This window comes from Ignatzschineria indica, from assembly GCF_003121925.1.
Lineage (GTDB): Bacteria > Pseudomonadota > Gammaproteobacteria > Cardiobacteriales > Wohlfahrtiimonadaceae > Ignatzschineria > Ignatzschineria indica.
This window is the reverse complement of the sequence record NZ_QEWR01000006.1, coordinates 25,756-40,445: the sequence shown is the minus strand read 5'-3', so window position 1 is coordinate 40,445 and position 14,690 is coordinate 25,756. Positions and strand designations below refer to the sequence as shown.

Below are 14,690 nucleotides of genomic sequence, written 5' to 3'. Positions count from 1 at the left end.
AAGTAGACAAAGTATGGCCAAATTTTATGTAACCTGTGCTCAAGGGTTAGCCCCCTATGTGAAGGAGGAGTTAGTCGCATTGGGGATCGATGCAGTTGAAGCGGGAACCGGTGTTGAGTTTCAGGGTGAGATAAAAGATGCATATAATGCATGCTTATGGACACGCTGTGGATCACGTCTTCTTCTAGAGTTAAAATCGGGGCGATTTGAATCGCTCGACCAACTTCATAAAGAGTTGACACTCTTTCCTTGGTCAACCCATATGCGTGAGACCGATACTTTTGCAACCAAAGTGACTGCACGTCGAGCCGGCAATATTCACACCCATTTTGCGGCACTTCGTGTTAAAGATGCTATTGTCGATTATTTTAATGATCTGATGGGGTGTCGTCCGAATGTTGACCTTGATAATCCCGATCTTCGTTTCTATCTCCATATTTTTGAAAATCGTTATACGCTCTATCTGGACTTTAGTGGTGAGCCGCTTCATAAGCGTGGCTTTAGAAGTGAACAGGGAGCGGCCCCTATTAAAGAGAATTTAGCAGCCGCGCTTCTTTATCGCTCTAAATGGCCAGAAAAAGCAGCGGAGGACCAAGATTTTATCGATCCTCTTTGTGGTGCCGGAACAATTTTGATTGAAGCGGCCTTGATGGCGAGAGATATTGCGCCAGGGCTCTATCGCTCTCACTTTGGATTTATGGGTTGGCGCCTTTTTAAACCGGCGGAGTGGGAAACGGTATTACAAAACGCAAAAGCGAGAGCAGTGGCGGGTAAGGCGCGTTATCAAGGGCGACTGATCGGTATTGAGCGGAGCTCTATGATGATCGGTATTACTAAAGCAAATGCAGATCGTGCAGGTGTATTACCTAATATGACCTTTAAGCAGATGAGTTTTCAGGAGTATCAACGTGATGCTGATCTGAAAACGGGCTTAATTGTCACCAATCCTCCCTATGGTGAGCGTCTTGGAGAGAAGAGTCTCTTGATGGAGACTTACCGTGATTTAGGTGATTTTCTCCGACAATATTCAGGATTCAGTGCCGGTGTTATCACATCTGACCCAGAGCTTGGGCGAGTGATGGGAATTAAAGCAGAGCGAATCAATAAATTTTGGAATGGTCCACTTAACTGTGTCTATCTCCAATTTCAGATTGATGAGCGCTACTTTGTTAATCGAGAGAAAGCAGATCATAATGAGCAGCGCCTTGAACGGGAAGCACTCTTTGAAGAGGGGGGAGAATCCTTCTTTAATCGCCTGATGAAGAATTATCGACATCTCTCCCGCTGGGCAGAGCGAGAGGGGATAGAAGCTTATCGACTCTATGATGCCGATATTCCAGAATTTAATGTTGCGATCGATCTCTATAAAGATCAGGTTGTTATCTATGAGTATGAAGCACCGCCTACGATTAAGAGAGAGATTGCTGAATCACGATTTATGAAGGTGGTTCAAATTACACCTTTAGTTCTTGATCATATTGCCGTGGATAAGATCCATATTAAGCGTCGTCAAGTTCAGAAAGGGCGACAGCAGTATGAACGTTACGGGGAGGAGGGGCATCTTTTTGAGGTCAGAGAGAAGGAAGCGCGACTTCTAGTCAATTTGACTGACTATTTAGATACAGGATTATTCTTAGATCACCGAGAGGTGCGATTTAAGATTGGAAGAGAGGCGAAGCGGAAACGTTTCTTAAATCTCTTCTGCTATACCGGAAGTGCAACGGTTCATGCGGCAAATGGGGGAGCTTCGGAGACACTCTCTGTGGATCTCTCTCGAACCTATTTAAGTTGGGCAGATAAAAATCTCGCATTAAATGGACATTTTGCCGGACATGAATTGGTGCAAGCGGATGTGCTTGAATGGTTGAGATCGGAAGTGGAGACCTTGCGAAAAAAACCATTAATGGCACGAAATAAGGATAAGTTTGATCTTATCTTTATGGACCCGCCGACATTCTCTAATTCGAAGAGAATGGAGGGGGTATTAGATATTCAACGAGATCATACGCAATTGATTACTGATGCGATGAGGCTATTAGTAAGCGATGGTGAGTTACTGTTTTCAACAAACTTGCGAGGGTTCCGTCTAGATCCTCAACTTAATGAATTGTTTGAAATCGTTGATATCTCAAGAGCAACATTGCCTTTAGATTTTAAGAAAAGGCCAAAGATACGACAATGTTTTATAATTAAACATAAATAGAGTTTAGTGATTATTTAATAATATAAATAAAGCGGCATATAAATATAGTATATAATCTTAATTAGGTGGCTATTTTTTATATGTTAAAAATTGAAAGCATAACCTAAATAGTCATTATTATTGAATGGAGAAAAAGTGATGAAAGATATAGATTTAAATTTAAATGGATTAACAATTGATAAAATGGAGCACCTTATTACTGAGTTAAGTCAAGAGATTGAGACCCGTCGCGCAGCAGAAGCTGAGCAAGTTCGTAAAGAGATTGAGAAATTACTCGATCATTCAGGTCTCTCTTTTCATGATGTATTCAAAGATAAAGTGGGCCGTAAAGGTCGTAAAGTTCCAATGAAATATGGTAATCCAGATAATCCAGAGCAACTCTGGAGTGGCCGCGGTAAAATGCCTCTTTGGATGAAAGAGAAAGTTGAAGCGGGCGCGAAAAAAGAAGACTTTTTATTACCAGAGTTTCGTTAATCATTATGATTAATGGATGAGTTTAATAGATAAGTTTAAAGCGCTGACTGAATATTATGGTCTATATAATTTTATAGGCTTATAGACTTATAGACTTATAGCGGTTTAGAGAAAATATTCAAAATGGGATCTCATTATTGTTGATATGTTGTTTGGGCATATCTGACAATGTTAGATCCCATTTTATTTGCGCAGAAGAAAAAGTTGCCCCATTCGAAGCAACTTGCAATGTAGTAATTTTAAGATGATCTGCGCTATTTTCCGAAAGATAGAGGGCGATAGAGTGGGCTTGTTGATTAAAGGGGGTTGTGCCGGCATAGAGTTTTCCTCCTCTCAGATCACCGTAGAGCGCCTGTTGCAGGGGATCGATCTCTAAGGATTTTAATCCCTGTAAGCCGCGACCATCTGCTTTGAGATAAGCTTCTTTTGTGGACCAGAGGAGAAAGAATCGTCTCTGCGCTTCACGGTTGAGTGAGAGAGAAAGTGGGGCAGGATTATCCGCTGATGATTTGAGCGATTGCTCTATATCTCCTAAAATCCATGCTCTTTCAATCGGTGTAAAGGTTCTCTCAAGTAAGCCGGAGAAGCTTTTTCGTGGTTGAATTCTCTCTAAATCGATACCGATGGTGATATTCGGTGAGAGTAGATTGGTTGATCCATTCTTTTGAAGTAGGTTGGGAGTCTTCTGCTTTGGCAATAGGGGCTGGATAATTACGGCAACAGCATCTTCTGTATGGGTGAGATTAAAGAGATAGGGAGCTGAGAGAAAGGTCGGTTTTTGATGTTGATTGTAACTTAGCTCAGGCAGAGCTGTAAGCTTTGGGTCGTAGTAGCGTTGGAGTGTCGCAAGAAGTAGCGTCCGACTCATCAGGTGAGTAAGACGCCTTTTTTTACCTAAGTGAGAGAGGAGAAATTGGGCATATTGTCGCTCTGCCCAGGCAGTCGTTGCAGGGTTGATCTCCATTAAGGCAACGAGAGTTCTCCTCTCTTTTTGTTCAAAGCTCAAATCGTTATCCTTCAACTAGCTCTTTCTGCCAAAAAATCTCTGCGCTATTCTCCTCTTTAGCGATCATTCTTGCGGTGACAAAGAAGTAATCAGAGAGGCGATTGAGAAATTTTAAGGAGTGAGGATTAAGAGGATCGTGACTATTGAGCTCCCATAAGGCGCGTTCAACTTTACGACTTATTGCACGAATATAGTGTGTTTTTGCAACGATCGGGGTCCCGCCTGGAAGGATAAACTCCTTAAGAGGGGACAACTGCTCATTGTACTCGGTCAGCCACTCTTCCAATTGTGTGACCGCTTTTTCTCTAATCAACTCTGTTCCCGGCATCGAGAGTTCCCCGCCGAGATTAAAGAGTTGATGTTGCACGGTTGACCACTCTTTGATGATCTGTCTTAAAAGGGGTAAGTCATCCACTTTGACGATCTCATTGAGATCAGCGATACCAATGCCGATGAGAGAATTGAGTTCATCGATGAGTCCAATGGTTTCAATGCGAGGATGATACTTTTCAAGGCGGATATTGCCGGCAATACCTGTTGTTCCGCTATCGCCTGTTTTGGTGACAATTTTCGATAAGCGATTACCCATAATTAATTCTCCTATTGATCTGTTCATCGTTCATGATGATAGTTTAATCCTTTTTTCATCTTAAACTCTACTGATATATTCCCATCGATATTAATCGTTACTAAGGCAGATAGTTGAGGAAAATCCCGATAAAGAGCGTTAAGCCGACCCAATTATTATGAATAAAAGCTTTAAAGCAGAGAAGACGATCATGATCTTTAATCAGTTTAATCTGATAATAGAACAGGCCGATGACAATCAAAATCGATAGGAGAAAATAGGGCGTGAGATTCTCGATTGCGCTGATGGAGAGAAGCAGAAGTGTCATGGTGGTTTGTAGTGCGATAATAATGTAGTAATCTTTCTTACCTAGCCAAGATTCAAAGAGAAGAGCAGAGGATTTAATATTGATCGATTTATCATCTTCCCGGTCGCTCATTGCATATTCTGTATCGTAGATTAAGGTCCAGAGGATATTGGTGAAGAAGAGAAGATAGGCCGTCAGGGGAAGTGATCCTTGAATCTCCATAAATGCCATCGGAATACCAAACGCAAAGGCGACCCCAAGATGCGCTTGTGGCAGAGAGTGAAAGCGTTTCATAAATGGGTAAGAGAGCGCAATCAGCAACGCTGGAACCGATAATAAAATGGTCTTAAAGGAGAGGAAAAGCGCCAATATTGCTGCGATCACAATAAGGAGAAGAAGAAGAGATACCGCTTCTTTGGTGGTGACTTTACCGGAAGTGAGTGGGCGGTCCTTTGTGCGTTCGACAAATTTATCGATATCCCGATCGGCAATATCATTAATAACACAACCGGCAGAGCGCATGATAAAGACCCCTAACATAAAGATAATAAGCACTTTTGCAGAGGGTAATCCCTCGCTGGCAATCCAAATCCCCCATAAGGTGGGCCACATCAATAGGTAGCTACCGATCGGCTTTTCTACCCGCATTAACTGAAGATAGTAGGGAATGTTTTGGATCTTTAACATAAGGAAACTCTCTCTTATTGGGTTCATATGGGTGATATTGATGAATCTTCTTAGTATAGTGCTTTCAGCGGTGATTTTCAGCCTTACTTATCATGCGGATCAATCGGCTTAATCGTAGTTTTAAGGTGAATATGGTAGAGTATTTGCACTATTTCCCTTTTTGAGAGAGTCGATAAATGATTGATACTGCACATATTGCGATCGCACCATCTTTAAGATCATTCACCTTTAGTGCGGCAACTTTAGCGCGCCTATCTGAGAGCTGTGCTTACCCTCTTTCGGGTGAAAAGGTGCTCTTTGGTATTCGTGCCGGAAAGTTATTAGATGCGCAATATGGCAGGTGGCAATCGGAAGTGACACTCATTGAAAATGAGTTAGATGGGGAGTCTCTTCGCTGTCTACTTGGGATTTGGAATAGAGTAACAGGAGAGATTGCCCTCTTTCCGGCATCAACGATTCCTCATCGGAGATGGCAAGAGAAGCAGATTGCATCCCCTGATAAACAGATAGCAAACTGTTTAGGAAGTGGTGCTTATCACTATATTGTCGGAGCGCATGAACCGAGTCATCGTCCTTTTGAAGAGGGGGCTTTTCGTCTGAGCCGTTCTCAGCCTGTATTGGCATGGCGCTTCTATCAGCCTGATCACCAATATCGCCTTAGTCGCGGGGTGGCAACGTTATCGGTGGTGAATGATCATATTCATAGTGCGCAGAGTGAGTTAAGACCTGATGGAATCTCATTCTCTTCAGCGGGATGTCAGGTGATAGAGGGGGATCATCGTCCGCCGGCAATGCCGACAGGCTGGTATCAACAATTTCGTATCTATGCCGGACAGTCAGCAATGCCGTCACCTTTAGAGATTGGATTATCTTTCCGCTATCTTTTGACACATGTTCGCCACTTAGAAGCGATTGCTCAAGGAGATTGTTCTCTTCGATTATTACAAGGCTCTGCCGGAATGCCGGTACGACAACTGCAAGAAGCATTGATGCAGTTGGATTTTTTAGAGGAAGCAGATATCGATAAGGGGATCTTTAACGGTGCGACTGCAAAAGCGCTCTACCATTATCAAAAAGAGAATGGATTGCGTGCAGATGGAATTGCGACAGAAGCAGATCTAAAAAAGCTGGGTATTAAGCCCTGTTTTTAAGAAGCAGGCTAGACTTAAATAGATTATAAATAGATCCATAAATAGATCCATAAATAGATCGTGTTATCGGGGAAATTTGGAATAAGTTTTAGATAAGTTTTAGATAAGTTACGTTGCGCTCTCTTCAATCGTTATCTATTGTGTTGCGTTAGGAATAAGTTGAGGTCAAGAATGAAGACATTCAGTTGGTTTTGGAAAATTCCTTTTGTGCAGATTTTGCAGGGATACAATCTGCAAAAATTACGGCAAGATTTGATGGGTGGTTTGACGGTAGGGATGATTGCGGTGCCACTTTCGATGGCTTTAGCAATCAATACAGGTGTTGCTCCACAATATGGACTCTATACCTCTATCGTTGCCGGCTTTTTTATTGCAATTTGTGGGGGCTCGCGTTTCAATATCTCCGGGCCTACAGCCGCTTTTATCGTTATTTTACAGCCGATTACGAGTCAATATGGATTAACAGGACTTATCCTCGCCACTAGTATGGCCGGCGTTATCTTAGTTTTGATGGGGCTATTTCGTGTAGGTAGGACGATTCACTATGTCCCTTATCCTGTAACGGCGGGATTTAGTACCGGTATAGCGATTGTGATTGCTATGACGCAGATTCCCGATCTTTTAGGAATCGATGATCCACTTCAAGCCGATGGCTTTATTGAGCGTATCATTGCCATCTTTCAGATGTTGCCACGGCTCTCTATTGTTGATCTTGGGTTAGCTATTTTTACCCTCGCGGGACTCATTATTCTTCCCAAATTTTTTCATCGGATGCCGCCCCACCTCATTGTCTTAGGTGTGAGTGCATTAGTCGGGGTCTTTCTTGCGCAGATGGGCTTTGAATTTCGGACGATCTACTCCGTCTTTAGCTATGAACATCATGGAGAGATCTACCAAGGAATTCCGAGCTTTCTCCCAGAATTTAGCGCGCCTTGGATCAATCCTGAAGGGGAGAGTATTCTCTCCTTTAAGTTGGTTCAAGAGCTGTTACCGAGTGCTTTTGTGATTGCGGTATTAGGTGCGATCGAATCGCTTCTCTGCTCAGTTGTCGCCGATGGGATGAAGAATACACGTCATAACCCCAATGCTGAGCTGATTGGGCAGGGTGTGGGTAATATTATTGCTCCCTGTTTTGGTGGATTTGCGGCAACTGCGGCACTTGCACGAACAGCGGCTAATATTCGTGCGGGTGGAAATACACCTATCGCCGGGGTGATTCATGCGGTTTTTGTTCTCTTTACGCTCCTCTTTTTTGCAAAATTATTAGGATATCTCCCTATGGCAAGTTTGGGGGCGATGTTATTGATGGTCGCTTGGAGTATGGCGGATGTTCGCTACTTTAAAGAGACGGTGAAGATGGCACCAAGAGCAGATTTGGCCGTCCTCTTTAGCTGTTTAATTTTGACCGTTGTTTTCGATATGGTTGTTGCCGTGGCAGTAGGGATGGTGCTCTCAAGTTTCCTCTTTATGACAAGAATGTCCGCTTATACTGAGACAGAATTTTTCCTCGATGATGATTTTGTTGAAAATGGGCGTAAAGGTGCAGCAGAGACTCAAGAGTTCGCCGGCGGAATTGAAGGGGAATTGGAAGAGGAGCTTGAGCAATCTGCTCCGCTTATTTTGCATTATGAGATTAGAGGCCCCTTCTTCTTTGGCCCGGCAAGAAAGACCATTGAGTCTCTCGACCGACTCCCTTATCTTGATCAGCAGATTGAGGTGATGATTATCTATCTCGAGCGGGTGCCGATGATCGATTTAACAGGTTTAATTGCCTTTAAGTCGATGTTAGATCGTCTGCAGAAGAAGGGGATTGAGGTAGTTCTTTCCGGTTTAAACAATGATACTAAAGCGGTCTTAGGGAAAGCAGGGCTTTCACCGAAGAAGCGAGAGGGGCTTCACTGGGCTAAGGATCGGGAAGATGCAGAAACGATCGCTTTTTCGCTCTGTTCTATCTGTGAGAGTTCTCTCTCTGATACTGATATGTCGGACGAGAAATCCCCACATTAATCGTTATTTTCCATCAGTAATCTCATCTTGATCTCTTGCCGTAATCGACTTTATGGTGCTAGGTAAGAGATTAGGAGAGATGGTTATGATGCTTTTTTTCTTCAGGGTCGAGCTGATGAATCTCATCGATAATTGAGCAGTTATCCGCAGTATGGTTCTGTGTACAGCGGGCTTGAATATCGGTGAGCATCGCTTTTAGGGTTGTGAGCTCTTGAATTCTTTCATCAATATGGAAGAGATGATCTTGGATTATTTCATTGATCGGAAGACAGCTCTCCTCCCCATTTTCTGTTGCATCGATCACTTGTCGAATCTCATCGAGACTCATATCAAAAGCGCGACAGTTGCGGATGAGAATCAATCGTTGCAGATGATGGGGACGGTAGATGCGGTAATTATTATGCGCTCGCTCCGGGGCATCGAGTAGCGCCTCTTTCTCATAGAAACGGATCGTTTCAACCGGCACTCGACTCAATGTCGCTAATTCACCAATTAAGTAGGCTTTTTCGTTCTTTACAATCTGCTTTTTCATATTGATTAATCTTTCCTTTTATATGCCTTTTATAACTCTTTTATAACTCTTTTCGCATCCAATAAGTGTTTCATTGCTTATCTATTCTACACAAATTTCCTTGACCCTGTAGCAACTATAGGGTGTCTAATAAGATCAATAGAGAAAAGATGGGAATGCAAAGATGCGCTATCGATACGGTTATTGTAGGGCGGTATAATAAATGGGAGAGAAGATGAGAATTGATAGTTGTTGTGCCGGCGAAATCGGTGACAGAGATGAGAAAAAAGGTGGAGATTGTCATGATGTTCATCATGAAGATCGAAGCCTCACTTCTGAGCATGATCACCGTGAGAGCGATCATCACGATCATCATGATCATGAGCATCATGAGGGGGAGAGCTGCTGTACCCTTCCGGCTGAAGAGTATGAGCCGACAGAGAGTGATATTCCTGCTGGATATCGACAAGATATTCTCTATATCAAAGAGATGGATTGCCCGATGGAATCGAAGCTCATTGAGCGAGCTTTAGCTCCTTTCTCTGAAATCGACTCTTTGAACTTTAACTATTTAAAACGGGAACTCTATATTGTGCATAAAGGGGCGTTAGCGCCCTTTTTAGAGAAGATTAGAAAGCTCAATATGACGCCGCAAAAGGTGACCGATGGAATCACTGCAGAGAGTTCGGCTGAAGGGATCTATGCTAAGAGTGAGCGCTGGCGTTTAATCTTGTCGGGGCTTGCTGCTGCTACTTCAGAGCTCTTTGAATTTGCCGGTTGGAGTAGTTGGGGAAGTGCTCTCTTTGCCTTTTTAGCGATTGCTTTAGTGGGGCTCTCAACATACCGTAAAGGTTGGGTTGCGATTAAGAATCGGACGCTCAATATTAATGCTTTGATGAGTGTTGCGGTGACCGGCGCGTTACTACTTGGGGTCTTTCCTGAAGCGGCGATGGTGATCTTTCTCTTTACACTTTCGGAGAAGATCGAAGCACACTCTTTGACAAAAGCACAAAATGCAGTGGAAAAATTATTAAAGCTCGCTCCCGATAATGCTCAGGTAGTAACCGATAAGGGGATTGTTGAGATGCCGGTAGAGAGGGTGAAAAAGGGGGATCTTTTACGGATTATTCCTGGGGGAAGATTACCTTTAGATGGGGTGATTACCAGCGGACAATCGAGCTTTGATGAGTCTGCTATTACAGGAGAGAGTCTGCCTGTGGATAAGTCTGTGGATGAGACTGTGTATGCCGGGACGATTAATCAACAAGGGGAGATCGAATATCGGGCAACTTCAACAGCGAAAGATTCCACATTAGCCAAGATCGTTAAAACGATAGAGTCAGCACAGGTGAAGAAAGCGCCGGTGCAGCGATTTATCGATCGTTTTGCCGCTATCTATACGCCGGTTGTCTTTATCGTTGCGCTCTTAATCGTACTCTTATCACCGATTTTTGGAATCTCTTGGTTTGATTCGATCTATCGAGCATTGGTGGTTCTCATTATCGCTTGCCCTTGTGCATTAGTGATCTCTACACCTGTGGCGATTGTAAGTGCTTTAACACAATTGGCGCGCCATGGAATTTTGGTAAAAGGGGGAGAGTATATTGAAAAAGGGGCACATTTAACCCATATCTCTTTTGATAAGACCGGTACCTTGACACAAGGTGCGCCCACCTTTAGTTCAGTTATTGCATTAACTGATGCCGGAGAGGTAGCTCCGCTTTTAAATCATGAGCTTGAGCGTTTAGCCGTAAGTCTAGCTGCAAGATCAGATCACCCCATTTCACAGGCGATTGTGAGTCACTATCTACAACCGGTAATAGAGATCGATCATTTTATGGCAATTCCGGGAGAGGGTGTTAAAGGGGAGTGGCAAGGCGAAACCCTGTTACTAGGTAATCGGAAGATGATGCTCAATCATCAGATTCCCCTTGAGATGATTGCTCCCCATCTTGAGGCAGCTGAGGCAAGAGGATCGAGCCTGACACTCTTTGCTTATCGCGGTCAGATTCGAGCGCTCTTTATTGTGGAGGATTCTCTTAAAGAGAATGCAGCAACAACGCTTTCAACATTAAAAAGGTTAGGCATTACGCCGATATTGCTCTCGGGGGATCACAAAGGTGCAGTTCATCATGTGGCAGAAGCAGTAGGGATCGATCAAGCCTTTGGTGCGTTATTGCCGGAAGAGAAGCTTAAGATCCTTACGCGTTATCAAGGAAACAATCAACATATTGCCATGATTGGTGATGGGATCAATGATGCACCGGCGCTTGCGCAATCTGATGTTGGTTTTGCCATGGGAGCGATGGGAAGCGATATCTCGATTGAAACGGCCAATGTAGCCTTAATGGATGATGATCTTGCGAAAGTTCCTTACTTTATCCGAGTCTCTCGTCGTACGGTAACGTTAATTAAGCAAAATATCGCTGTCGCTCTAGGGATTAAAGCGATTTTCTTTATTGCGATCTTTATCGGTTATGAGAGTATGTGGGCCGCAGTATTTGCTGATGTTGGCGCTTCTCTTTTGGTGATTATGAATAGTCTGCGTATCTTAAAGGAGGATTTTGAAGATTAGTGACATCTTTGTCTCTTATTTTTCTCTTGACCTTTTTATCGAGTCAAAAAAAGAGCCCCTTAAAGATCTTTTTCTGTTTTTGTAAGATTATTTAAGGGGCTTGATGGTTTAGTAGGATATTTTTATATCTTGTTATATCGTTAATACCATATCATACGATACGATATCTTTCTATAATTTATGTTTAGGTATATTGATGTATCGTGGAGCTACTGATAGTCAATAATCACCTTCATTGCTTTTTCATCAGCAGCATTTTTGAAGACTTTATAGGCGTGTTCAAGATCATCGAACTTAAAGTGATGAGTAATCATCTTCTCAAGGGGGAGCTTTCCGGAGCAACAGGTTTTTAGCAACATGTCGGTGGTATTTGCATTGACAAGTCCTGTTGTGATTTTTAGATTTTTAATCCAGAGTTTTTCAAGTGCAAAGCTGACAGGCTGACCATGTACGCCGACGTTTGCGATATTCCCACCCTCTTTTACCACATGTTGACAGACGTCCCATGTCGCCGGAATTCCCACTGCTTCGATCGCACAATCAACACCGCGACCATCTGTTAGAGAGAGAATTTTTTCGATAGGATCTTCCGTAGCGGAGTTAACAACATCCGTTGCCCCCATCTCGAGCGCCATCTCTAATCGATTCTGATCAGTATCGGCAACAATGATCTTACTTGGTGAGTAGAGTTGCGCGGTTAAGAGTGCCGCCATACCGATCGGGCCGGCACCAACAATGGCAACGGTATCACCCGGTTTGACATCCCCATACTGAACACCAATCTCATGGGAGGTGGGAAGTGCATCAGAGAGAAGAACCGCAACATCTTCACTTAACTCTTTAGGAAGATGGTAGAGGGAGGTATCAGCAAAGGGAGTACGAACATATTCAGCTTGTGTTCCATCGATCATATATCCCATAATCCAACCACCTTCATTGAGGCAGTGAGCATTAAGTTGTTTTTGACAGTTTTCACATGTACCACAGCGGCTGACACAGGAGATAATCACTTTATCCCCTTTCTTAAAGTTTTTAACAGCGCTTCCGACCTCTTCAATAATACCAATCCCTTCATGACCGAGAATTCGACCATTAAACGCACCATCGCGCTCTTTGGCAGTTGCCTCGATTTCGGGATTTTTACCCTTCATAATACCAAGGTCAGTGCCACAGATCGTTGTCTTTGTAAGTTTTACAATAGCATCCGTGGGGGCTAAAATTTTGGGGATAGGGCGCTCTTCAAAACGAAGATCATTTTCACCATAATAGACCATAGCTTTCATACTTTCTGACATAGCATTCTCCTTAGTATTGTGGAAAGTTGAGTAAAAAGTATACTATTTCATAGTAGGATATCTCGCCTAAAAGTACAATCTAAATTCACTTTATCTTCAGTGTTAACGCCCTTTCTATCGAGGATTTGAGCTTTTTTGTTAAGTAGGTCTTTGATAATGAAGTAATAATATTAAGAAGTGAATATTGATATATCTCTACATTTTTATATTTCCACATTCTTACACTCCAAATCATTATAATTTAATATTTTGGAGTTTTTATCTTTTTATCTTTTTATCTTTTTATCTCTTTATCCCTTTCTGTGTGAGTTTAAAAGATTGAAAACATCAATCCTCTAACAATCGATTGTTCTAACATCGTATGAGGGATCAGAGATTTCAGAGAGAAGGCTCTTTCTTCGATAGGTATAAAAATACCCCAAAAGTTGTGTCCAACTTTTGGGGTTCAGTTCATCTGTAGTACTCTTCTTCGTTGCCACTTTTTTTGATAAGTGACAATTATGCTTTTTTCATAAACTCTGATTTTAGCTGTAAGCTCGTACCGTTGACTTTACAGTCGATATCGTGATCACCATCGATAATACGGATATCTTTGATCATTGTTCCTTGTTTGACCACCATTGATGATCCACGAACTTTAAGATCTTTGATCACCGTTACGGAATCACCATCCTGCAGAGGTGTTCCGTGAGCATCGCGCGTTACCGGTTTTTGCTCCTCTTCAACCACCTCAGCATTTACTGGCCATTCGTGACCACAGTCGGGGCAGAAGTAGAACTCTGTATCGGTATAGGTATGTGTCATCTGACACTCTGGGCAAGGGGGTAAATTATGCATTGTATTCTCTCCCAAATAATATTTTATCGGTTGAATCGGTGCGATATTATGCGCAACTGCCGATTCGGCACTGAGGCAATATACCTAAATAGGAGTTAAAAATCGAGGTGTTAAGCAAATATTGAGGAGGATAAGCACTATCTTAATGATTTTTTAGTAATCTTGTTGAGTTATTTTGCTATTTTAATAGCGCTTTTGCCTTAATCATGATCTCAAAGCGTTTCATTGAGAAATCGCTATAATAGTGGAGTGAACTCATATAGAGCGAGCTTGTTGAGGATCAGTAAATTGTTATAAGGGGATAAGATGAGTAGAAAAATTAGCGCGGTAGCATTTGATCTTGATGGAACATTGATTAATAGTGCTAAAGGCTTAACAGAAGCGATTGATCTGATGTTGAAGACTTTAGAGTATCCTGTTGCCGGATTTGAGAAAGTCTCGGTCTGGATTGGAAATGGTGCTATTAATTTAGTGGAGAGCGCGCTTAAAGATGCCGGGGGAGAATCTGCTCTTTCGCAATTTGATGAAGCGTATGATCTTTTTAATCGTTTTTATGCTGATGTCTTAAAGAAGGGAAGCGAGCTCTATCCTGGCGTGCGTGTGACATTAACCACCTTAAAAGAGCAGGGCTATCGTTTAGCGATGATTACTAATAAGCCATCACGTTTTTTACCACAACTATTGAAGGATCTCTCTTTAACATCACTTTTTGATCTTGTTTTAGGTGCCGATGATGTCGCTGCAAGAAAGCCGCATCCTGCCCCGATTTATCAGACATTGGGGGCTTTTGGGCTTTACCGCGAAGAGCTTCTTTTTGTAGGAGATTCCCGCAATGATATAGAGTCGGCAAAAGAGGCGGGTGTTGCAACAGTTGGGCTCACTTATGGATATAACTTTGGTCGGCTCATTTCAGAAGAGAATCCTACCTATGTGATCGATCATTTTGAAGAGCTCTTATCGATTTTGGAGATTCAATCTTAGAGAGAACCTCTTTTTCATGACTGACGATATCTTATCTAGCTAGCTATCAATATCTATAATGACAAGACGATAAGACGAAAAGAGCTAT

12 protein-coding genes are annotated in these 14,690 nt (G+C 42.6%); 6 read left to right on the top strand and 6 right to left on the bottom strand.

The window, feature by feature from the left end; genetic code table 11:
- Positions 1-13 precede the first annotated feature (13 nt).
- Both rlmKL and DC082_RS09400 read left to right on the top strand, forming a co-directional pair.
- A complete protein-coding gene (gene rlmKL / locus DC082_RS09405) occupies positions 14-2,203 on the top strand; it encodes a bifunctional 23S rRNA (guanine(2069)-N(7))-methyltransferase RlmK/23S rRNA (guanine(2445)-N(2))-methyltransferase RlmL (RefSeq protein WP_109236760.1) in 2,190 nt (729 codons plus the stop codon).
- Between the two features lie 138 nt (positions 2,204-2,341).
- The gene (locus DC082_RS09400) at positions 2,342-2,677 is read left to right on the top strand and encodes an H-NS histone family protein (protein WP_094568326.1); all 336 of its coding nucleotides are present in this window, start codon (positions 2,342-2,344) and stop codon (positions 2,675-2,677) included.
- A gap of 118 nt (positions 2,678-2,795) precedes the next feature.
- Here DC082_RS09400 and DC082_RS09395 read toward each other — a convergent pair whose 3' ends face one another.
- The 3 genes from DC082_RS09395 to ubiA form a co-directional block, all read right to left on the bottom strand.
- Positions 2,796-3,683: a 4'-phosphopantetheinyl transferase family protein gene (locus tag DC082_RS09395; RefSeq protein WP_133243706.1), complete on the bottom strand. Its 888-nt coding sequence runs from the start codon at positions 3,681-3,683 to the stop codon at positions 2,796-2,798.
- 4 nt (positions 3,684-3,687) lie between these two features.
- Positions 3,688-4,272 (bottom strand): cob(I)yrinic acid a,c-diamide adenosyltransferase, encoded by a 585-nt coding sequence (locus tag DC082_RS09390; protein WP_109236758.1) that lies wholly within the window; start codon positions 4,270-4,272, stop codon positions 3,688-3,690.
- A 100-nt stretch (positions 4,273-4,372) separates the two neighbouring features.
- The gene (ubiA, locus tag DC082_RS09385) at positions 4,373-5,245 is read right to left on the bottom strand and encodes a 4-hydroxybenzoate octaprenyltransferase (RefSeq protein ID WP_109236757.1); all 873 of its coding nucleotides are present in this window, start codon (positions 5,243-5,245) and stop codon (positions 4,373-4,375) included.
- Positions 5,246-5,421: 176 nt separating this feature from the next.
- Between ubiA and DC082_RS09380 the strand changes: the two genes are divergently transcribed.
- Both DC082_RS09380 and dauA read left to right on the top strand, forming a co-directional pair.
- Positions 5,422-6,396, top strand: coding sequence for a peptidoglycan-binding domain-containing protein (locus tag DC082_RS09380; RefSeq protein WP_109236756.1), 975 nt, complete (start codon positions 5,422-5,424; stop codon positions 6,394-6,396).
- A gap of 171 nt (positions 6,397-6,567) precedes the next feature.
- On the top strand, positions 6,568-8,403 hold the full coding sequence (gene dauA / locus DC082_RS09375; RefSeq protein ID WP_109236755.1) for a C4-dicarboxylic acid transporter DauA: 1,836 nt from the start codon (positions 6,568-6,570) through the stop codon (positions 8,401-8,403).
- Between the two features lie 70 nt (positions 8,404-8,473).
- Here dauA and DC082_RS09370 read toward each other — a convergent pair whose 3' ends face one another.
- Entirely contained in the window at positions 8,474-8,935 is a 462-nt protein-coding gene (locus DC082_RS09370; protein ID WP_094568320.1) for a MerR family transcriptional regulator, read from the bottom strand.
- A gap of 214 nt (positions 8,936-9,149) precedes the next feature.
- Here DC082_RS09370 and DC082_RS09365 point away from each other — a divergent pair, with 214 nt between their 5' ends.
- The gene (locus tag DC082_RS09365; RefSeq protein WP_157957454.1) at positions 9,150-11,489 is read left to right on the top strand and encodes a heavy metal translocating P-type ATPase; all 2,340 of its coding nucleotides are present in this window, start codon (positions 9,150-9,152) and stop codon (positions 11,487-11,489) included.
- Positions 11,490-11,698: 209 nt separating this feature from the next.
- On the opposite strand, the gene DC082_RS09360 is transcribed toward DC082_RS09365, so the two are convergent.
- Together DC082_RS09360 and DC082_RS09355 are read right to left on the bottom strand one after the other, a co-directional pair.
- Positions 11,699-12,772 (bottom strand): zinc-dependent alcohol dehydrogenase family protein, encoded by a 1,074-nt coding sequence (locus DC082_RS09360; protein ID WP_373296302.1) that lies wholly within the window; start codon positions 12,770-12,772, stop codon positions 11,699-11,701.
- 510 nt (positions 12,773-13,282) lie between these two features.
- Positions 13,283-13,621: a zinc ribbon domain-containing protein YjdM gene (locus DC082_RS09355; protein WP_094568317.1), complete on the bottom strand. Its 339-nt coding sequence runs from the start codon at positions 13,619-13,621 to the stop codon at positions 13,283-13,285.
- A gap of 306 nt (positions 13,622-13,927) precedes the next feature.
- On the opposite strand from DC082_RS09355, the gene DC082_RS09350 reads away from it, so the two are divergent.
- On the top strand, positions 13,928-14,602 hold the full coding sequence (locus tag DC082_RS09350) for a phosphoglycolate phosphatase (protein WP_109236753.1): 675 nt from the start codon (positions 13,928-13,930) through the stop codon (positions 14,600-14,602).
- Positions 14,603-14,690: the final 88 nt, after the last annotated feature.

What these genes read in the sequence shown, in the direction of transcription:
- DC082_RS09400 (WP_094568326.1), top strand. Translation starts at nt 2,342, where the DNA reads ATGAAAGATATAGATTTAAATTTAAATGGATTAACAATTGATAAAATG.
- ubiA (WP_109236757.1), bottom strand. Translation starts at nt 5,245, where the DNA reads ATGTTAAAGATCCAAAACATTCCCTACTATCTTCAGTTAATGCGGGTA.
- DC082_RS09380 (WP_109236756.1), top strand. Translation starts at nt 5,422, where the DNA reads ATGATTGATACTGCACATATTGCGATCGCACCATCTTTAAGATCATTC.
- dauA (WP_109236755.1), top strand. Translation starts at nt 6,568, where the DNA reads ATGAAGACATTCAGTTGGTTTTGGAAAATTCCTTTTGTGCAGATTTTG.
- DC082_RS09360 (WP_373296302.1), bottom strand. Translation starts at nt 12,772, where the DNA reads ATGAAAGCTATGGTCTATTATGGTGAAAATGATCTTCGTTTTGAAGAG.
- DC082_RS09365 (WP_157957454.1), top strand. Translation starts at nt 9,150, where the DNA reads ATGAGAATTGATAGTTGTTGTGCCGGCGAAATCGGTGACAGAGATGAG.
- DC082_RS09390 (WP_109236758.1), bottom strand. Translation starts at nt 4,272, where the DNA reads ATGGGTAATCGCTTATCGAAAATTGTCACCAAAACAGGCGATAGCGGA.
- DC082_RS09355 (WP_094568317.1), bottom strand. Translation starts at nt 13,621, where the DNA reads ATGCATAATTTACCCCCTTGCCCAGAGTGTCAGATGACACATACCTAT.
- rlmKL (WP_109236760.1), top strand. Translation starts at nt 14, where the DNA reads ATGGCCAAATTTTATGTAACCTGTGCTCAAGGGTTAGCCCCCTATGTG.
- DC082_RS09350 (WP_109236753.1), top strand. Translation starts at nt 13,928, where the DNA reads ATGAGTAGAAAAATTAGCGCGGTAGCATTTGATCTTGATGGAACATTG.
- DC082_RS09370 (WP_094568320.1), bottom strand. Translation starts at nt 8,935, where the DNA reads ATGAAAAAGCAGATTGTAAAGAACGAAAAAGCCTACTTAATTGGTGAA.